This is a genomic window from Flavobacterium frigoris, from assembly GCF_900111075.1.
GTDB classification, from domain to species: domain Bacteria; phylum Bacteroidota; class Bacteroidia; order Flavobacteriales; family Flavobacteriaceae; genus Flavobacterium; species Flavobacterium frigoris.
The window spans coordinates 72133-93362 of sequence record NZ_FOFZ01000003.1; the positions used below are offsets into that span (position 1 = coordinate 72133).

The 21230-nt window shown below is 33.7% G+C and carries 17 protein-coding genes; 7 read left to right on the plus strand and 10 right to left on the minus strand.

The features are described from left to right. Positions 1 to 166: 166 nt before the first annotated feature. The 3 genes from BMW63_RS05815 to BMW63_RS05825 all read right to left on the minus strand — a co-directional run bounded on the left by BMW63_RS05815 (position 167) and on the right by BMW63_RS05825 (position 1959). On the minus strand, positions 167 to 766 hold the full coding sequence (locus tag BMW63_RS05815) for an HD domain-containing protein (RefSeq protein WP_074722212.1): 600 nt from the start codon (positions 764 to 766) through the stop codon (positions 167 to 169). 209 nt (positions 767 to 975) lie between these two features. Continuing rightward, complete coding sequence (locus tag BMW63_RS05820; protein ID WP_074722214.1) at positions 976 to 1566, minus strand: putative phage abortive infection protein; 591 nt, start codon at positions 1564 to 1566, stop codon at positions 976 to 978. 45 nt (positions 1567 to 1611) lie between these two features. Continuing rightward, positions 1612 to 1959, minus strand: a complete 348-nt coding sequence (locus tag BMW63_RS05825; protein ID WP_074722216.1) for a hypothetical protein — start codon at positions 1957 to 1959, stop codon at positions 1612 to 1614. A gap of 590 nt (positions 1960 to 2549) precedes the next feature. Here BMW63_RS05825 and BMW63_RS05830 point away from each other — a divergent pair. Beyond that, a complete protein-coding gene (locus BMW63_RS05830; RefSeq protein WP_074722218.1) occupies positions 2550 to 2942 on the plus strand; it encodes a hypothetical protein in 393 nt (130 codons plus the stop codon). Positions 2943 to 3673: 731 nt separating this feature from the next. Here the strand turns inward: BMW63_RS05830 and BMW63_RS17870 are convergent. From BMW63_RS17870 to BMW63_RS05855, 4 genes are all read right to left on the minus strand, one after another. Next, a complete protein-coding gene (locus tag BMW63_RS17870) occupies positions 3674 to 4813 on the minus strand; it encodes an HNH endonuclease signature motif containing protein (RefSeq protein WP_083380359.1) in 1140 nt (379 codons plus the stop codon). 68 nt (positions 4814 to 4881) lie between these two features. Continuing rightward, positions 4882 to 6159: a hypothetical protein gene (locus BMW63_RS05845; protein ID WP_074722222.1), complete on the minus strand. Its 1278-nt coding sequence runs from the start codon at positions 6157 to 6159 to the stop codon at positions 4882 to 4884. Then, a complete protein-coding gene (locus tag BMW63_RS05850) occupies positions 6159 to 7172 on the minus strand; it encodes a nucleoid-associated protein (RefSeq protein WP_074722224.1) in 1014 nt (337 codons plus the stop codon). Before BMW63_RS05850 ends, BMW63_RS05845 begins: the two co-directional genes overlap by 1 nt. A 514-nt stretch (positions 7173 to 7686) precedes the next feature. After that, on the minus strand, positions 7687 to 8013 hold the full coding sequence (locus BMW63_RS05855) for a helix-turn-helix domain-containing protein (RefSeq protein ID WP_074722226.1): 327 nt from the start codon (positions 8011 to 8013) through the stop codon (positions 7687 to 7689). Between the two features lie 559 nt (positions 8014 to 8572). Here BMW63_RS05855 and BMW63_RS05860 point away from each other — a divergent pair. From BMW63_RS05860 to BMW63_RS05870, 3 genes are read left to right on the plus strand one after another with little or no spacing between them, the layout of a single operon-like run. Continuing rightward, positions 8573 to 11605: a SusC/RagA family TonB-linked outer membrane protein gene (locus BMW63_RS05860; protein ID WP_074722228.1), complete on the plus strand. Its 3033-nt coding sequence runs from the start codon at positions 8573 to 8575 to the stop codon at positions 11603 to 11605. Between the two features lie 16 nt (positions 11606 to 11621). Beyond that, the gene (locus BMW63_RS05865; RefSeq protein ID WP_074722230.1) at positions 11622 to 13019 is read left to right on the plus strand and encodes a RagB/SusD family nutrient uptake outer membrane protein; all 1398 of its coding nucleotides are present in this window, start codon (positions 11622 to 11624) and stop codon (positions 13017 to 13019) included. Between the two features lie 3 nt (positions 13020 to 13022). Beyond that, positions 13023 to 15662 (plus strand): S9 family peptidase, encoded by a 2640-nt coding sequence (locus BMW63_RS05870; protein ID WP_074722232.1) that lies wholly within the window; start codon positions 13023 to 13025, stop codon positions 15660 to 15662. Positions 15663 to 15733: 71 nt separating this feature from the next. Here BMW63_RS05870 and BMW63_RS05875 read toward each other — a convergent pair whose 3' ends face one another. The 3 genes from BMW63_RS05875 to BMW63_RS05885 form a co-directional block, all read right to left on the minus strand. Continuing rightward, entirely contained in the window at positions 15734 to 15997 is a 264-nt protein-coding gene (locus BMW63_RS05875; protein WP_074722234.1) for a DUF6520 family protein, read from the minus strand. Between the two features lie 98 nt (positions 15998 to 16095). Then, positions 16096 to 17628 carry a MauE/DoxX family redox-associated membrane protein gene (locus BMW63_RS05880; protein ID WP_074722236.1) on the minus strand — a complete coding sequence of 511 codons (1533 nt, stop codon included), beginning with the start codon at positions 17626 to 17628 and terminating at the stop codon, positions 16096 to 16098. Between the two features lie 318 nt (positions 17629 to 17946). Beyond that, on the minus strand, positions 17947 to 18240 hold the full coding sequence (locus BMW63_RS05885; protein ID WP_074722238.1) for a hypothetical protein: 294 nt from the start codon (positions 18238 to 18240) through the stop codon (positions 17947 to 17949). A gap of 155 nt (positions 18241 to 18395) precedes the next feature. Here BMW63_RS05885 and BMW63_RS05890 point away from each other — a divergent pair, with 155 nt between their 5' ends. The 3 genes from BMW63_RS05890 to BMW63_RS05900 all read left to right on the plus strand — a co-directional run bounded on the left by BMW63_RS05890 (position 18396) and on the right by BMW63_RS05900 (position 21099). Then, complete coding sequence (locus tag BMW63_RS05890; protein WP_074722681.1) at positions 18396 to 19298, plus strand: toprim domain-containing protein; 903 nt, start codon at positions 18396 to 18398, stop codon at positions 19296 to 19298. Between the two features lie 278 nt (positions 19299 to 19576). After that, positions 19577 to 19969, plus strand: a complete 393-nt coding sequence (locus BMW63_RS05895) for a plasmid mobilization protein (RefSeq protein ID WP_083380360.1) — start codon at positions 19577 to 19579, stop codon at positions 19967 to 19969. Then, entirely contained in the window at positions 19957 to 21099 is a 1143-nt protein-coding gene (locus BMW63_RS05900; protein ID WP_245744886.1) for a relaxase/mobilization nuclease domain-containing protein, read from the plus strand. Before BMW63_RS05895 ends, BMW63_RS05900 begins: the two co-directional genes overlap by 13 nt. Positions 21100 to 21230: the final 131 nt, after the last annotated feature.

Genomic DNA, 21230 nt, shown 5'->3' on the forward strand with positions numbered 1-21230 from the left:
TTATCTGTTTGTCAAAATATACTCATATAATGACTTCTATATAGTATTATTGCGGCATCTAAATCTGTGGCTTCTTAAAACTCATCCAGTTCCGCTCAACTTAGCTTTCATAGTTCGTGCTGCGTACGCAACGAGCTTAGCTGTTAGTGGCCGTCTTTCTTGGCGGTCAGTTAGTTTTTTTTATTAGAATTCCTTTGTCCACACTTTCGTTTATTAAATTCTCTGCATAATTCCAAACTGCAGACGAACCGTTTTTAATTGCTTTTTTCTTATCATAAACTTTTTTATACGGCACATTAAATTCAGTCCAAGTTCCACCATTATTTGAAGTGTTTTGCAATAGTGGTTCAAATCTATCCATTGATTTTGCAAATTTTGCTTCGTCCGTATTACCTTCTTCAAATTCTTCCCAAATAGATGTGAGTTCTTCGGCTTGTTCTGATGGTAAAAGTCCAAATATTCGCTTTGCGGCAATAAGTTCCTCTTCGGTATTTGTATGGCTTTTTGTAGAATCGTAAATAAAAGTGTCACCCGCATCAATTTCCACGATATCGTGGATTAAAACCATTTTCAAAACTTTAAGTACATCTATCGGTTTGTCCGAATGTTCTGCCAATACAATTGTCATCATTGCTAAATGCCAACTATGTTCTGCATCATTTTCGTGTCTATCGCTGTTAAATAATTTGGTTTTGCGTTGAATGTATTTCAACTTGTCTATCTCTTTTATGAAGCTTACTTGTTTTAATAAATTGTCTGTCTGCATATTTCTATAATTATTGAGAGAATTTTACTGTCCTTGTAATGTCGTTTAAAATTGCCACTAAAGTCAATTCGTCTAAAAAACTTAAAACGATCTTTATTTTATTAATTAGGAAGTAAATATACAGAAATTAAACTGCCTCTAGTTTCCGTTCAACGCAGGCTTAATTGTTGCCTTTTCAACACAGCTCTCATTGTTAGGCGCTGCTTTTTTTAACTTAAAATATCTTCTCTGCTCTTTAAATTTATTCCTTCCACGTTATTATGTTTTTTATATATTAACTCTTCTTTTTGTAAGTTTTCAAGTGAATTATATTTTACAATTAATTTTTTAAATTTAGGAAAAGCTAGTGAATTATAAAATGTTAGAAATAATTCCGGCGTGGTCATTTGTGCTTGTACAAAATTTGCATATTGATAAAATTCGTTCTCAACTTTCGTCTTTTCATCTGCTTGTATTAATTGAGCTTTTTTTTCTTCTTCTGATTTGTCTATAAACAGTAAAATATGGTATATATGTCTAAAATAATGACCATAAACGTGTGAGAATTTATTAAAAAACTTAACGTAAATAAATTTGATAAGCTCCAAATCATTTAGTTTTTGAGCATTATCCCAATCTTGGTTATTAATATTATAATATTTTAAAGTATAAGCTAATTTTCTACTTTTAAACAAACTATTTTCTTCCCATTCACTTTCAGGAGCATGTAAATGTTCATCATATTCATCCCATTCTTTAAAATTTTCAAAAGGAAATTTAAGAGCTTGTTCTATTCTTTTGAGCTCAAACTTTGAGCGCATAAAAAATGTACGTCCATTAGTTTCATAATATGAATATGAGTTATATTATTTTAGATTAACAATAGTTGTTGAAATCTCATTAGCAATTTGTTGTTGTGTTTTTATTAGATTAAAAAAAGTTGTTTGAAAATTTTGGTCTTTAAATTCTTGTCTTGTGTCTGACAATTCTTTTCTCTGAAGATTTAGTTCTTTTTGTTGAAGAATTATTGAGTAAATTATAACAGCAAGTGCTAAACCCGAAAATAATGAATTAATAAAACCAAACTTATCTCCGAAGTTTGATCTTTGTTCAATTGGGACAAGTATGTCAATAAATATCCAACTCCAAACCCATATTAATGATATTGATAGCAATAAAATAATAAATTTTAAATTGCCATTTTCTTCTTTCATTCCTTCATTTTTTTAAAGTTGCGCCTAACGTCAGTCTGTGAAAAGACCTCCGTTGTATTACCACCAAATATAACAAAATACTTGCGTAAAAAGAGGATTATTCTTATTTATAAGATTACAACACATAACTGGAATTTCCCGCCTACAAATGCGCTTTTAAAGTTTAGAAGACATAAACCCTAATTTTCGGCTTCGCCTTTTGGATAGGAACCGCAAAAACAGCGAGTGGTTCCAAAACATTTTTAAAATAAAAAAAATCCATTTGTGGGTAAGGTTAGCTCTGTCTCAAAAATAGAAAAGATGGCCTCATTACTTTTGATTGCCTAACAAAAAGGTTAAAAGAAAACCTACAAGCTACTAATTCCCCTATATTAGCGCAAACCAATTAGCAGGTCTTAGACAATACCAACTAAACGAAAAAAAACCTCTCAACATTCTTGATTGACTTGCTTTTAAGTTTTTTTTACCTAGTTTGCTACATGTTTAGCGGTGTACTAAATCAAAAGTTAAGTTTCCTTTAAAAATAATTTTAAGTTTCTTTTTTTCCATATATTTGCCATATATATTTATATATATAAAACTTCAATGTTATGGCTAAATTAACAAAAATTCCTCTTGAAATTCAACCTCAAGAAGATACTATACGAATTAAAGGAGGTGATTTAACTCTGGAAGCTACTGTCGTTAGTGGCAAAGATGGAGATCATTTTATATCTATTATTCCTTCTTTAATGATTAGTGGATATGGTTCTACAGAACAAGAAGCAATTAATTCCTTAGATGAAAATGTTGAAACTTTTTGTGAAGATTTTATGAAATTGGGAGCAGAACAAAGAAAATTAGAATTAGTTAAACTTGGATTTTCACAAGTTCCTTATCATCGAAAGAATTTTTCTAAATTATTTGTTGACGAAAATGGATTGTTACAAGGATTAGAAAATGTTACCATTAGAAAAAATAAGCAATATAAAGTAGCTTGCTAATTTTTATAAATGGGAAATAATAGACCAGTAAAAACGAAAGATTGGGTTTCGTTTCTAAAAGCACACAACTGTAAATATCTTCGAACAAAAGCCTCACACGATCATTATAAATGTCCAAATTGTATTCGGACAATAACTCATCGTGAAAAAGATAAAGATATTCCAGCGTTGCATTTAAGAACTAATCTTTTTAGTATGGGATTAGCTATTGATTATTTATATAAATGGATAGAGGAAAATTGTTAGACATTTAAGCGAAATCAATCAAAATAACTGTCCTTTTTCATTTTTTCGGCGTATTACCGCTAACGTCAGTCTGTAAAAAAACGTAGTTATATTCTTTCAAATATAACGCTTAATATAAAACAAAAGCAAGAAAAGTTGTATATTTAATAATGTAACACATCACTGAAATACCGCGTACTCAGAGTGTAATTTTGAATTTAGAAGATACTCTTATACCACATAATCAAGTTCGTTTTGTATATGCTTTTTCGGATCATTTATCTTGTTCAATTAATTAAGGAAATCACGAAAAAAACTGCTCTTATAAAACTGCAAAAAAAGAGGCGTACTAGCCTCTTAACATTCTTAAATTTACTTTATGATAACTCCATAGTATTGATGGTATGTAATTGGTTGTCCCGAAAAATCGGGACAGGCGGTTCAACCGTAGCTTTATTGTTGGCTTTTCAAGCCCAACGACCCCTTAGCTGCTAGCTGTAGACTTTTTATTTATTTTGTAATTCGTAGTCTTCGAATGATGAATAATTTTTCAAAACTCCTTTACTTTTATTCACTTTTGCTAAAATAGTTCTATCTATATTTTTTTGTAAATATGAAGTTAATTCTAAAAAACGTGTTTGTGGAATATGAAAAAAGCCACCTGATTTAAAGTCTTTTTTCACTTTACCATAAAAACTTGCGTAGTTAAATTCTTGTCCTTTAGGTTTTAGTTCAAAATTTTTAAATTCGGAATATCTATCAGCTAAATATTTTGAATAATTATACATAATAACATTTTGTCCGATTGAGCCTTCAGGGTATTTTTGGATGACCTTTTTTTTCTGCATTTGGTTTTTCACAGTCAAATTCACTACATTATTGTTTCCCAAAATAGGATTGTGAAATGTACTATTTGATATTTCAATATTTGATTTATTCGCCTTATCCTCTAATAAATATTCATTTTTTAAATTCGATTTTTTTATTAGAACTTCATCTTCTGTAATTGCTTTTTCACCAATTAATGAATGACAATTGGGACAAACAGAAATTAAATTTTCTAATATTGTATTTGCTGAATTCTCATCAATATGATGAAATTGAATTCTCCCTGCATCTGAAAAGTCACAAAAGGCACATTTGTTTTTTGATTCTTGTAGAAGCCTAACTTTTTGTCTGTAGGTTGGGTTTTTTCGTTTTTCTGTCATATTTCTTTTACTCGTATTTTTTTCGTAGTGAATTTTACTAAATTCAGCACATTCGCTATAATGTCTATAATTGAAATTTTTGAATTTATCATTTCTTAAATCATCCCATTCGCCACTTATACTGGCTGTATTTTGAGAATGTCTAAATCCGATTGAGTCAAATAAGTTAACTTCTGGACAAAAATTTTCATAAACCTTGTATTGTTTTCCATTTATATATGAAGGTATTTCTCCTGCCAAATTAATAGATTTTTCATCAAAATCGGATTTTAATAAATCATTTTTTTGCAGTATTTCTACGATACTTTTATTTTCGCCACCTTTCAATTCATTTAAAAAATATAGAGTATAAGCTCTTCTCGTGCAATATTCCAAAATAGGGCATCTTGCAGGAAGTTTTTTGTTTTCACTTATTTCAAAATATTCTCTTTCGTTCATTTTTTTTTAAGGTTACAGCTAACCGCGGGTTCATTGTTGGCTTTTCAAGCCCCACAAACCCATACCGGTTATGCGACGCTTTTATTTTCTGTTAGTTCTAAAATAATATTTCTAGCAAACGCAAATATTCCAAAGGAGATTATACTAATCATAAAAACAAATCCTGAAGATAATTCTAACTTATTAAAAATTAATATGTTTAATCCGATGTTTGTTATCCCAATAATCCAAAAGTAAGTTTCGCAAATGTTTTTTAACTGCTTAACTCTCGTATCTAATCGTGTTTTTATTTCTGTAAAATATTCTCTTTCTTCAGGGAAAACAGCAAAAAATTTATTTGAAATTATTTTTTTATAATCTCTTTCTGCAATAGTCTTTATGTATGATAAATCATTAAAATTTATTTTTAATAAAAGAATCAAATAAATATTAGTAACTAATATTGTTATAATAATCATCAATAAAAATTGAACTGAAATTTGAATCTTTTCTAATGCAAACAGTGTTGTAGCAATAACAATCGGTAGTCCAATTATTTTTTGTGTTATATTAGATAGTATATCTGAAATTTCTTTAAAGTATTTGGTTTTATATTCATCATATTCCTTTTTAATAGAATCGATGGACAAATTATTCAAATATATTTCAAAATTTATTTTCGCATTTTTAATTATTTTATCTAAATTTTCAAAAAGCTCATTAACTCTAATTTCTTTTTTACTTTTTGACGAAAATTCAATAATTGAATTTTTTAAAAATTTTGGTAAATGTAAATTTTCTTTAATAAAACAAGATTTAAATTCTTCCAACGAAATACTATAATTAATTTTGCTATCGAAGGAATGTATTTCATTAAAGTAATTTATGATTAACCGTCCTTTTTCACTCAAACTTGTAAATACGATTTTTCTATTAGTTTTGTTTACATAATCTACAAAATGAAATGCTTCATCAGAATCCATTTCCTGTGATTTTATAAATTCAATAAATTCGTAGAATGACCTTGAATTAGAAAAGAAAAAATTATTTTCATCTACAATGAAATTAGTAAAAGTTATATTATCAATTAAAGAGAGCGGAACGCTTTCTTTATTGATAATTAAAACGTTTCCCTTTTTTACTACTTCATTTAATTTTAGGTAATCTTCTAACTTTTCAAATATATTTAAATCTAAATCTTTTTTTTCAACAGTTATAAATTCTTCCCTGATTTTTAGAAATTTTAAACTTAAAGCAGATAATTGTTTTTCAATACTCTTACAATATTGAAAAACAATATCGTCTGAATTTATAGAAAATTCAGATTCTTTAAATACCTTAAATATATTTTTATGAAAATCTATCATTAGTTGTTTTCTATTTCAACTCTTAATGCATTTGCAAAACTTGCTGATTCGATTATAACAATATTTGGATCATCTTCTGAAATTCTAATTTTTTCGTTTAAAGTTCCTCTAGAAAATTTTAAATTGATACCATCTCGATTTACTTCAAGTTTAACAAATTTTTTTAGTTGTCTTTTATTATATCTAAATTCAGTGTCTAATGATATATTGTTTTCATTTGCATAATCCGAAACGGTATTTGGGTTTCCGTAAAAATGTTGGCTTAAATCTCTAATGTTAACAGTGTCATTTGGACTTGAAGAAGTATAACTATAAACTAAATTTCTAAAAGTTTCAATTGGATACGGTAAGGTAGTATCTGGATCAATTGGTGGAACAATTTGGGTTATAATTGTATATAAAGCTTTAGTATAATCAATACTGCTTTCAATTTGTTGAATAGAAATCCAAGCTTTAAAATATTCAGAAACTTCTTGTTGTCTTAATTGTGTAAATGAAAGATAATTTATTTCTTCTTCGTCAATTCGATTCTCATTTATTCTACAAGCCATAGCCAGATTTTTTGTATCTACATATTCTACAGTCTGAATTGAAAATGAATTTCGAGTTTTTCTTAAAATTTTACCTTCAACATCACGAATTAAAAAAATAGAGACAAAATTATAGCCATTTTCAATATATTCTGCAAAAATAAAATATCCACCCGTTGCAAAAATAACTGGTTTTATGAATCCAACCAAATTTCCCATAACAAGTTTCGTAAAAGAAATAAAATCGTTATCGTTTCTATTATTTTCTCTATATTCAGCAAATTTTTCCGGAAAATATTTTCCTTCTGAATTGTCAAATATTGCATATAAAATCTTGTCACTTTTATAACTATCAGAAAGGGCAGATATCAAAGCTGTCGATTCATCGTTATTTGGAACTAATTCCTCTGAAAGAACGATTTCAACGTTATTACTTTCTTTTTCTTTTATTAATTCGTGAATTATTATTTTCCTTAATTCCATTAATTATTTCTTTAGTTTTTCTCGTTTTTTAGGTAAAGTGTCACATAACTCGTGTATAAAATCAACATTAACGCTTTTTTTAAAGTTTCACCCTAAATTAAGCTATATATCGTAGTTGGTAAATAAAGGTTTTTTTAACTATTCTTACAATACCCACTTTTAGTGATATTGCTAAAATTGCCGTAAGTAAAAGTATTCCGTAATAATTTTAATTCGTAATAGGCTTTCACGAAAACAAAACCAAAAAAAAAAAAAACACCTCCCATTATCTTTTCAACCCTTCCCTCTATTCCTCCTGCTAATTTTTTTATTATAATCCCTCATAAACTCATAAAACTTCCTTGTCACATAAAGACCTATAAATTACATAATAACACCCCCTATTGTTTCATACCATTCCATATGTTGAAACTTTAATTAAGTTCAAAATTTACGAAATAATTTTCTAGTTTTCATGCCATTAGGGAATTTCAATATGTAATTAGGGAAGATTTATAGACATAAAAAAAGATGCTTAAGCATCTTTTTTTGTTTTTAATATGAAATCATCATTTATTCTAGAACCATATTTTATTTCTATTAATTTGAAAAAATCCGATAAAGCAATTTTTTTGTAAAAACAAATGATTGCTAATGTTGACATCGGTACTCTATAAGGTTGGTCATCTAGGATTTTCTTTATAATATGTCGATGTACTCCTAATTCTTGTGCTTGAGAGAGAACAGGCCTATTAACATGTAACCATTCATTTCTTATGTAATCACATATAAATTGGTCAAGCAGAAATACAACTGCTTCTTTCTTAGCGTCTGAAGATTTATTATTTGTTTTACTAGCCATTTAGACAAAAGAATATATTATTAACCATATTTATTGTCACGATAGTGACAGTTTGATATTTTTTTAGTAAGTTTGTAATTGAATACATATATTTGCGATTCTTCATATAAAATATTTGAAGCATTCGCTTAGAATCTCGCGTTAGAAAACTGGTAATTTGATAGAAACGAGATAATAAGTAAGATGCTCACGTCCCATGGCGTGGGCTCACTTATTGTTTCCAGGTATACCAGTACCTCTAACGCAGTAAGCTGAGTTCCATGCCATTTTTTATGCCTATTATTTAGGCTAAACTCAACTTCCATTCTAAGCACTGCCTCTTCATTTTTTTACGGTCTCGCATTGATCCTTACTGTTTAACCGTATAAACTTTCGCTTGCCTATGATTTAAAAAAAGAATCTCTACTAAATGCCTGTGCTGTCTTGTTCTTTATTTTGAATTAGTAAAAATGCAGTACAGGCTATTAAAACAAAAAAAATGGCCCTCTAACTCTTCTTGGCGGTTGACTAGAGGACCATTGCTAACAAAACTAACGTTTCAATTAACTAACCCAATATTATGAAAAAAAAATCATTTTACAAGGGTGGATTGGCTTTTTGGTACCTGATTGTATTTGGGTTCCTAATCTCCTACACCCCTGCTTTATCAAAAACTGCCCTGAAGCCAATTCAGTATTCGCCGCAACAAAACCAAATAAGCGGCACCATCACTGATGGTACAGGACCTTTAGTTGGCGTAACCATAACTATAAAAGGACAACAAAAAGGAGCTATCTCTGACTTTGACGGGAAATTTACTATCAATGCATTACCCAACGATAAGCTTATTTTTAGCTTTATGGGCTTCAAAACCCTAACTATTCCTGTTGATGGACGCTCTATCTTAACTATTAGTATGCAAGAAGATGCGACTTCACTACAGGAAGTCAAAATTAATGCGGGCTACTATTCCGTTAAAGAAAGCGAACGTACTGGAAGTATCGCTAAAATTACGGCAAAGGATATTGAAAAACAGCCTGTGACTAATCCGTTAGCAGCCATGCAAGGACGTATGTCTGGCGTCAATATTACACAAGCCACAGGAGTACCTGGTGGTGGCTTTACTATCCAAATTCGTGGGATTAATAGCATCCGTGCCGAAGGCAACGAGCCACTATACATCGTGGATGGCGTGCCTTACAGCTCGCAATCGCTGGGTTTCAGTTCCGCTTCTTCAGGTATACTTGCGGGTACTACCAGTCCATTAAACGGTATTAATCCATCTGACTTAGAAAGTATAGAAGTACTCAAAGATGCAGATGCAACCGCTATTTATGGATCTCGTGGTGCTAATGGTGTTGTCCTGATTACTACCAAAAAAGGCACAGCAGGAAAAACAAAATTTAACTTAAATGCCTACAGCAGCTTTGGAACACTAACCCGTACACTCGATTTAATGCATACGGACCAATACTTGTCTATGCGCCGTGAAGCTTTCTCAAATGATGGGATCACAACCTATCCTGGTTATGCCTATGACGTCAATGGAAAATGGGATCAAACAAGGTATACCAATTGGCAAAAAGAACTAATTGGAGGGACTGCAACAACCAATAATCTACAGGCTAGCTTATCTGGAGGCAGTTCTGGAACCCAATATTTAATAAGCGGTACAATGCACAAGGAAACCACCGTTTTTCCAGGAGATGCAAAGTACGGTAAAGGGGCGGTACATACCAGCCTGACTCACAGTACTGAAGACGGTCGTTTCAAAATAAACCTTTCAGCAACTTATACTGCCGATAAAAACATACTTCCCCCATCTGATTTTACCTACAAGGCAGCGGTTCTTGCTCCTAATGCACCCGCTTTGTATGATGCAAATGGAAATCTAAACTGGGAAAAAAATTCCTGGACCAACCCTCTAGCTACCTTAAATGGAAGATATACTGCTACTACCGCTGCGTTGATTGCCAATACATTGCTATCCTATCAAATTTTAGAGGGTTTAGAATTAAAAACGAGCCTAAGTTACACCGATAACCGAGTAGAGGAAAGTCGCATCAATCCATCTACAATGTATAATCCTGCGTTTGGAATTGGTAGTGAACGTTCTACTCTCTACCTAAACAATGCATCAAGCCATTCATGGACAATTGAACCACAACTAAGTTGGCTAAAAAAAATAGGTAAAAGCGAGATTAATATCCTTGCAGGAGCTACTTTTCAGGATCAAAAGTCCAGTCAGTTAGCACAAACAGGCTCGGGGTTTCCCAGTAACGGTTTGATATATAATCTTGCCGCCGCATCGCGCTTAAGTATTTCAAGCAACACCTTTTCTGAATATAAATACCAAGCTTTTTTTGGCCGAATTAATTTCAATTATAAAAGCAAATACATCCTAAATGCAACGGGCAGACGCGATGGTTCCAGCCGATTTGGACCTGATAACCGCTTTGCTAATTTTGCCGCTGTTGGTGCCGCTTGGGTATTCTCAAAAGAATCCTTACTTGATACTAGTACCTTTCTTAGCTTTGGAAAACTTAGAGCTAGCTATGGAACCTCTGGAAACGATCAAATTGGCGATTACCAGTTCTTAGACACCTATGATGTTACAGGAAACAATTATAATGGTATCATCGGACTCCAGCCTTCGAGACTATTCAATCCTAATTTTGCTTGGGAAACGAATAAAAAATTAGAAATTGCTATAGAATTAGGATTTGTTAACGATCGTGTTTTTTTAAGTACAGCTTATTACCGCAACCGATCTTCTAACCAATTAGTAGGTATCCCATTAGCAGGAACTACAGGGTTTTCTTCCTTACAAGCCAATCTAAATGCAACAGTTCAAAATTCGGGATTAGAACTGGAATTACTAGTCGAACCATTCCGCTCTACAAACTGGAATTGGACTTCGAATTTCAATCTAAGTCTACCCACGAACAAGTTGTTGGAATTTCCTAATCTAGAAAGCTCTCCCTACGCTAATAGATACCTAATTGGACAATCTATTAGTATTCAAAAAGTATATCACTATACAGGAATCAATCCACAAAACGGACTGTATTCTTTCGAAGATTATGATAGTGATGGACAAATTAGTAGCCCCAACGATCAGCAATGGGTTGAAGACAATGCTCCCAAATGGTTTGGAGGTTTTGCAAATCAATTAAGCTATAAAAATTGGTCCATGGATTTCTTATTCCAATTTGTAAAACAAAAAGCACGAAATTATTTATACAACACTTCTTGGGCTGGAGATATGGTCAATCAACCTATAGCTATAGAAAACCATTGGCCGGTGGATGGATCAAACTCTCACACGCAATTGTATACTACTGGAGAAAATGGAGAAGCGCTCGATGCTTGGTCTTCTTACAGCAATAGTAGTGCAACAATCAGTGATGCATCTTACATCCGTTTAAAAAGTGTTAGTCTATCGTACACAATTCCTACCAAAGGATCGGCTATTAATACTGCTAGAGTCTATTTACAGGCACAAAATCTACTGACTTTTACGAACTACAAAGGAGCAGATCCTGAAAACCAATCTTCCTTTTTCATAGCACCATTGCGTCAGATCTCATTGGGTGTGCAACTGGGTTTATAACATAAAAATTAACAAGATGAAATATTACAGACAAATACAAGTTGGATTAATAGCTGCTTTAATAGTTATTATTTGCCTTTGGCTTTTTAGTTGCGATAGTTTTACTGAAACGGATCTCCCGAAGACGCAACTAATCAAAACTGCGGTTTTTCAAGATGTAAAAACAGCTACCGCAGCTCTTTCCGACTGCTATGCACAAATGCGAGATTACAGCATGATTTCAGGGAATTCTGATGGACTTTCCAGTCTGTTAGGAAATTATGCGGATGAATTAACTTACTACGGGGTTAGTGACTCCCCCTTACAAAACTTCTATTCCCATACACTGTTACCTTCCAATAGTGGGGTTTCCGTTTTATGGAATTCTAGCTACAATCAAATTTACGCTGCAAACGCTATAGTAGAAGGTGTAGATAATTCAACAGCGATTACAGGAGATAATCGAAACCGCTTGAAGGGAGAAGCGCTATTTATCCGCGCTTTTATACACTTTAATTTGGTAAACTTGTTTGGAGATATTCCCTATATCACCAGTACCGATTATAAAATAAACACTATGATTTCAAAGCAGACCCAAGCAGACGTCTACAACCAAATTATAGCAGACTTACTAGAAGCAAAAGAGCTATTACCCGAGTCGTATACTTCCGCTCAACGAATCCGTCCCAATAAATATACCGTTTCGGCCTTACTGGCTAGAGTATTTTTATATACGGAAAACTGGCAGTTAGCTGAAAATGAAGCGAGTGTTATTATCAATAAAACAGCCCTTTACCAGTGGCAGGATAACTTGGATTTAGTTTTCTTGAAAGACAGTCCTTCCACGATTTGGCAATTGCATCCTGGTGTTGCGGGCTTAAATACAATAGAAGGTCGAACTTTTATTTTTACTAGTGCGCCGCCAAATATTGAAGCTATAAGTCCGGACTTACTCAATGCCTTTGAAACTGGAGATCAAAGAAAAAATCAGTGGTTGGGTAGTGTGAATGATGGAACAGACACCTATTATTTCCCTTTTAAATACAAGCTCGATACGAATTCAGGAACATCTCAGGAGTATTCCATTATTTTTAGATTAGACGAGCAATACTTAATTCGAGCTGAAGCTAGAGTACATTTAGGAAAACTAGCTGAAGCCAAAAACGATATCAATAAGATAAGACAAAGAGCAACTTTAACAAATACGAGTTCTAGTACTCCAGAGGAACTATCACAAGCTGTCTTACAGGAGCGAAGAGTGGAATTGTTTACTGAATTCGGGCACCGTTGGTTTGACTTAAAACGTACTGGAAAAGCTGGTACTGTTTTGAGTGTAATTAAACCAGCATGGAAAGATAGAGATAATTTACTTCCACTACCTGCATCTGAACTTTTAGCAAACAGTCATTTACTACCTCAAAATCAAGGATACTAAATTATGAAAGACACTATATTATTAATCAAAAAGCATATGATTTTACTTCTTTTTTTATTGGGATCTGTAACTATATGGGGACAGATTTCAGTAAAAAGAAAAGTTTCTCCTGCTGATTACAGCCAATGGAGTACACTTAACTCCGAGAAATTAGCTGCTGATGGTCTGTGGGTGAGTTATAATCTGTCGTATGATTCAGGAAAGGATACTATTATTGTACAGCAAACTTATGGTAGCAAAAAATATACTTTTCCTTTAGCAACAGACGAAAATTTCAGTCGAGATGGAAAATGGTGGGCTGCAATAGCACCCGAAAAAGGACTTGGGATATTGAATTTAAAAACTGGAAAATGCCAATGGACTGCAGATGTTGAATCGTATGAATTTCTAGCAAATGGTAAATATTTGGCTTTCCTTAAAAAAACAGGACTGGAACAGGAACTCTGTATTCTGAATTTGGGAACTGGACAAAAATATAATGCAAAAGACATTGCGGAATATCGTTCTAGTCCTAATGGGAAAATCGCGGCTTTTATAACAAAGCAACAAAACGCCGTAAAATTAATTTGGATTGACGACTACTTTCGTACTTCGGAAATAATTCAGAGTTCCGCAAAACGCTTTAAAAACTTGATTTGGAATAAAGAGGCAAATGCACTGGCTTTTTTACAGGAACTCCCGCAGGATCAATACCAAGGAACCAATCACAAACTGTATTTCGTCAATCATATGGATGGGGTTCCCAACCTGCATATTCTGGATCCCTTACTTGCTGAAGATATACTTAAGGGGCTGAAAATTGTAACACCGCCAGCAAAAAACCCTTTGGAGATGGCAACGGATGGCAAAAAGGTTTTCTTTTATACAACCGCTCCGAAATTGGAAAGCAAGGACAAGGAAATCGTACAGGTATGGGATGGTGCAACACCATGGACCTACCCTAGCCAAAAGAATTCAGAAAGCTGGCAATACAATTCCAAAATGGTAGTGTGGTGGCCCGAGGAAAACAAATTATTTAATATAGGAACCGATGAGTTTCCAAAAACGCAGTTAATGGCAGATGGAAATTATGCTTTAAACCATAATCCGCTGCAATATGAACCACAGTATGAAATTGCCAGTCCTGTTGATTATGTACTAACAGATGTGCGTACTGGACAAAGCAAAAAAATACTGGAAAAACAGATCCGAAAATATGATTTTATCAAGAGTTCCGGGTCCGGAAATTTCATCAACTATTTTAAAGAAAAGCATTGGTGGGTTTACAATATTAAGGAGGATAGCCATATCAATCTGACATTGCCTTTGGGAATCCCCATAGATGAGGTGGATTATGATTGTGGAGGCACTGCCCCGCCTTACGGAAGTCCGGGATGGTCAGTGGATGAAAAATATCTGATTGTTTATGATCAATATGATATTTGGTTATTGTCTGCCGATGGAAAATCACAAAAAAGAATAACACAAGGCCGTGAAAAACGTATTCAATACAGAATCGCAGAGGACAGCTATACGGATTCACTGTTGTTAGGAAATGCGGTATTGAGTGGGAATAAATTTGACCTGTCTAAAGGGTTATTTGTGGAAGCTATTGGAGAAGACAAATCTTCAGGCTATTTTTATTGGCATCCAGAAGGAAATATAAAAAAAATGGTGTATAAAGACCGAATGATAGATCACTTGATAAAGGCAGAACAATCCGCAAGCTACATATACAGAGAACAGTCTTTTAAATTATCCCCAAGATTGATGTTTAAGACTGAGAAAGAGAAACAGCCAAAAATTTTGATACAAACCAACTTACAACAGAACCATTTTGATTGGGGGCATAACGAACTGATTTCGTATACCGACTCTAGAGGGACTCCACTACAGGGAGTGTTATACTATCCGTCCAATTTTCAAAAAGGCAAACAGTACCCCATGATCGTACATATTTACGAAAAACAATCGAATATTCTACATCATTATTTCAATCCAGCAGAAAATGCAATAGATGCATTTCCTCTTACCAATTACACTTTGGACGGTTATCTTGTTTTATATCCTGATATAGCGTATCAAGTAGGTGAACCCGGTAAATCAGCTGCGGATTGTGTAGTAGCAGCAGTAAAAACAGTGACTGCAAAAGGGATAGTAGAAGAGCAACACATTGGATTGACGGGAGCCTCATTTGGCGGTTATGAAACAGCTTATATTGTGTCGCAAACCAATATTTTTGCTGCAGCGGTAGCAGGTTGTCCACTTACCGACTTTGTAAGCCAATACCTTAGTCTGGATGGTGCCGGCGGTACTACTAGGATGTGGAGATACGAATCGCAGCAACAACGCATGGGAGTTTCCCTCTTTGAAGATTATCAGGGATACATTGAGAACTCAGTTGTAGCACAGGCTGCAAAAATCAACACCCCATTATTAATATGGTCTGGCCTGGAGGATACAATGGTAAGTTGGACGCAAGGACTCGAACTGCATTTAGCCTTGCGTAGGCTTCAAAAGCCAAACCAATTTTTAGTATATCCAGGAGAAAACCACTCCTTTTTAAAACGGGAGACAAAAAATGACTTGACACAGCGTACCAAAGAATGGTTCGATCATTATCTTAAGGAGAAACCATTTAGAGATAATTTGAGTAGCAATTAAAAACAACAATGCTGGATTTTAAAAAAAATCCAGCATTGTATTACCAATAAATATTGGCTTAAGAACGGTTATTAAATTTTTTTAAATAGCGCATCCGGACAATCGGTTCCCTCAGCATTCAGACGGTAAAGCTGCTGACCACTAGAGGTACACATTTGCGGATTTGGAACTGTTGAGCACTTTACGTTTGTTTCCTGACAGGAAATAGGAAGACGTCCATTAACATCAATTGTGCTGCTTAAATTAGAACTTGAAACATTGTTAGCGAAAGCTCCCGCAATCGCAAAAACAACTACTGCAATGGGAAATCCCATTTTTAAAAAATTTGTTTTCATAATACTAAAATTAAAAGTTAATGATCTACTCTTTTTTACAGGTTTTCGATCGCAATCCTGATACTGCGCAGTATATTTTAATTTCTTTTTAATAAAGATCAAGGTGCGTCTACAATCTTCGATTCCCTTGGTTGATAAGCATTAGTCCGTATCTTATATGTAACGATAGAATAATCGTATAGGGCTACAAAAACATCCTCAACTACCCTAACATCAGTCATTTTTTGATTTAGAAGATTAGGAACATAAAAACTAAATAAATAAGTTTTTTTCAAAAAATCATAAACATCAATTATGGATGATTTGTCCCACATCTCTTCTGTTTCATAACGCCCCATTAGACCGGCTTGAACAAAAAGATAATTACCAAAAGTTGCTGTTCTTTTATTTACTATGATTGGAGGAGCACTTAGCTTACTTTGATTTTTTGAATGAATAGTAGTTACTTTAATTTGCGCTCGACTAATTTTATCAACAGTATGACCTCGATGTACTAAATTTAAGCTATCATCACATACGAGATACTCATTGCGATAATAGTAAGTATAAAGGACTTTTTTTAATTGCTCATTATAAATTAAATTACCATCGGTATCAAAAACACCATCAATTTGCTTTTCCAATAGCTGCGGTGCTAATCTTACTTTAATCACATCATTAATTGTTATAGTTCCTAAAACATTTTCATGATTTTTACTGCTTACTGAACGAATAGCAAAAGACTCCTTATTTATTGGCTCTCCTTTAACAAAATAAACTTTATCGTACATCCATAAACTGGCTTTCCAATCGGTAAGATTACCTCTAAAGATGCAAGGAACGGTACCGTCCATCAAATAAAAATACGGTGGTTGGACACGTACTTGTACAGAACGAAAAGGAAGGTTAGATTTGGAAAGTCTTATAACATAACTTTTTTTCGTTTGTAACCCAATGTCGATTACTATGACATGAAGTGGTGCCTCATAATTACCTAGATAAACTTTGTTCTTCTCGATTCCAGCAATATAGAAGGACGGATGTTTTAAATCTAATTCATTAATTTTTGTAACTGGATGATGCGGAAAACGACGAATAAAGTTGTTGCGATGATGAATAATATCTTCCGATAATACAAAAAGTAAAACTACAACAGCAATACTGCTCAATAAGGTGATAGAGACCGTTCTAAAAGTTCTATTATACTGATTCTTACTACCAACATATTTTGGGTTAAATAGTAACAGCATTATACCAGTAAATGCCAGTAGAACGAATAAAATATTAAACACCAAATGCTCAGTCCAATCTAAATTTTCAAGTATTCCTCCACAAGAGCAAGGAATAGAAGAACTATAATTCAAGATAATGATAATGTATGTAGTAAACATAATCATTAGGCTAAAAGCTGCAAATAGTCCTACTAACCGATATCTTGGAATTAGCAGTGTCAAGGCTATCAAAATTTCTACAATTGGAACGCCCCAGGATACCCATCCTGCAAAAGCACTTAACAAGGGAGACTGTCCCAGCTGCACCTCAAAGTTTTCAAAATCCAATAATTTACTCACAGCAGCATAAACAAAAAGCAGTATGTACAACAGACAAATTATCTCAATGATTCCATTCTTTATTGTTGCGCTTACTTTCATATCTGTTCCTTTTTGGGTTAAACCGAATGAAGTTTAAATGTCCACCACTTTGAAGTTTCTCTGGATAAATATTTTAGAGTTTCAAAGTCTTGACGCTTATTTAAAACAATCATTCTTAAATACTTACCAAAATTACATTCCTTTTTTTCGAAACATGCTTTGAAAATCAATCCAAAATATTTAAAAATCAAGCCAATTTTCGAAAAAAGAACAGAAACAGCTATTACTATTAGAAACGCAGATGATTAAAACCAAAGAATGCCAAATACGCAGTATCCGCTTATTTGGCATTCTATTAGGTTCACTTAATATCACATGCTACTTCGTGGTTCCACTCAACACATTCAGTTTCTCACTTAGTTCTATCAGTCCGGCTTTTAATAAGCACTCCCCTCCTAACGACCGCAACTCTTCCAAATTTTCTTCAGGAACACTGGTCAATAAGTTTGATGCTTTATCATCTATTTTAGTCAATAATCCACGTTCGATAACATGGTTTAATAACAATACATTTTTACGGGAGATTTTCAAATCAATCTTCACCAGCTCATTCATGCCAGGGATACTAAGGATCGTATCAAAAACCTGGGCTACATCATTTGTTGTTAGCATAATCTTCTCGTTTTAAATTAATATTTCAGTACTCCAAAAATAAGAAGCTTACTCCAATTTATCCCAGTCAAAATATGATGAGGATTGGTCAAGGGATTTAGCTTTTTTACTTTAGTAAGCGGAATCTGAATTATGAACCTGATAAAATGTATGTTATGAATTTCAGCAACAATAGCTTTTCAATAGAGCAAGCCAAAGCAATAGATCTAGTTAACTACTTAAAGTCCTTGGGTTTTGAACCTGAAAAAATTAGGTACAATGACTACTGGTACCTTTCGCCATTTAGAGATGAAAAAGAAGCGTCTTTTAAAATCAATCGCAGATTAAATCGTTGGTATGACCACGGCCTTGGCAAAGGCGGAAACTTGATTGATTTTGGTATCGAATTTTACAAGTGTACCATTCCTGAATTACTACGCAACTTAAGTGGTAATCTTTCTCTTCAACAGCCACTACTTTCCTCTTTAGAAAATAGTGTTCAGCAAGAACCCAAAATTAAGATTGTGGAAGTAAATACACTGACTTCGTATTCGCTATTACGCTATCTCGAACAGCGTACTATTCCAGTTGCAATTGCTCAACAGTTTTGCAAGGAAGTTCACTATAGTTTAAATGATAATACCTACTACGGAATTGGTTTCAAAAATGATTTGGGAGGCTATGAAATTAGAAATCCCTATTTCAAAACAACAGCTTCACCAAAGGGAATAACCACATTCGAAAATGGCAGTAATGAGGTAGTCGTTTTTGAAGGCTTTTTTGACTATTTATCCTTTAAAGCGATGACCAAAAACCTTCCTGAAAATAGTCAGGATTTTGTCATTCTAAACTCTGTTTCTTTTTTCGAAAGAGCACGTCTTTTTATGGAAAATCATGAATCCATTCGGCTTTATCTTGACCGGGATGAAACAGGTCAAAGTTATACCAAGCGTGCACTTTCTCTGAGTACTAAATACAAGGATGAAAGTACGCTTTATCGAAACTACAAAGACCTCAACGATTGGTCAGTGAATTTTGGAAAGTCAAAAAAGAATGATTTGAGGCATAAAAACAGTTAGCTACTATTCCATTTCTCAAAGTAAATTAGTACTATCCCATGCAATTTACTAAAAACAGCTTTTATGAACTAAGGCCATTAAAAGTAGCTAAAAGATTGCCACGTTCCTGCAATCGGCCAGATGTCCGGTTGTTAAACAACCGAGTCTGGCTGCCTATCACTCGGGACTCGTGGGCAGTGAAACTGAAAAGCAAAAAAAAGGCCTAAACACAATGAAATGAAGTATTGCAGCTCCGCAAGGACAAGTTAAAAATATTGAATTAATGAGTAAAATGAAAGATGATGGAAAAAGGAAATTCAAACCGAACACGCATAATTGGGCTACGTTTAACAGCTGCCGAGTATGCAAAAATAGAGCGAAAATGGAAAGCCAGTACCTGCCGAAAACTGAGTGATTATGTACGCAGAAGTCTTTTTGATAAGCCTATTGTAACTACCTACAGAGACGCTTCGTTGGATGAATTTATGTTGCAAATGATTCAGCTGCGAAAAGAGCTAAATGCAATAGGTAATAACTTTAATCAGGCTGTAAAAAAGCTTCATATTCTCCAGCAGATTCCTGAATTTAAAATTTGGTTGATTCGCTATGAACTAGAAAGTAAAATTCTTTTTAATAAGATTGATGAAGTTAAAAAATCCATCCAAAAATTTGCAGAATTATGGTTACGGTAATCAAAACAGGACACTCTATTCATCGTATTTTAAACTACAATGAAAACAAAGTCAAAGAAGGAGTGGCGGTATTTATGGGGGCAGGAAATTACCCTATTGACGATGCTAATTTGGCAATAAATATAAAGCTGAATCGGATGTTAAAACAAACTGCCTTAAACGAAAATGTGACACGAAATAGCGTGCATATTTCTCTGAATTTTGACCCTTCAGAAACATCTTTATCTAAAGAAAAACTAATGGCTATTGCGCATACTTATATGGAGAAAATTGGCTTTGGCCAACAACCTTATTTGGTCTATCAACATCATGATGCTGGGCATCCTCACATTCACATCGTCTCCATAAAAGTGAGGGAAGATGGAAGCAGAATTGATACCCAAAACATTGGTCAAAACCAGTCAGAAATAGCCAGAAAAGAAATAGAAATTTCCTTTGGCTTAGTTCCCGCTGATTGCCATAAAAGGAAACAAGATTATGAACTAACGCCAGTTGCAACTAGCAAAGTGTTATACGGTCGTACTCCCACTAAAAGAGCTATTACTAATGTGCTAGATGTAGTGCTAAACCAATATAAATACACGAGCCTTCCAGAACTTAATGCAGTCTTGCAACAATACAATATATTGGCTGATCGCGGTAGCGAAAATTCGAGGGTGTTTGCCAATAAAGGATTACTATATCGGATTCTAGATCAAAATGGAAATAAGGTTGGAGTACCCATTAAAGCGAGTGACTTTTACAGTAAGCCAACGCTTAAATTTCTAGAAGAGAAATTCATTCAGAACGAACAGCGTCGAAAGCCTCATAAGCTAAGGGTCAAAAACACGATTGATCTTCTATTACTGAGTAAGAAAACGGTCAGACTTCCAGAACTATTAGAAAGATTGGAAAAAGAGGGTATCAAGGCTGTACTTCGTCAGAATACCGATGGTTTACTTTATGGTATCACCTATGTTGACCATAGAACAAAGTGTGTTTTTAATGGCAGCGCTTTGGGAAAACAATACAGTGCTAAAGCAATTCAAGAGCGTTGCGGAGCAGAATCTGCTAGTCAAAATAAAACAACTTTTAGAATTAAAAATTCTAGGGAGGGTCAGCGTCATGGGATTCTCAAGATTCTATTTTAAAAGAGACTTCGACCGTACTCCCTATTAGCGATTTAGGAAAAGTATTGGATCCGTTACTACAGCCAGAACAAGCATCCGATTATTTACCGAAGCAGATAAAAGGAAAGCGCAAAAAGAAGAAAAGAAAAGGA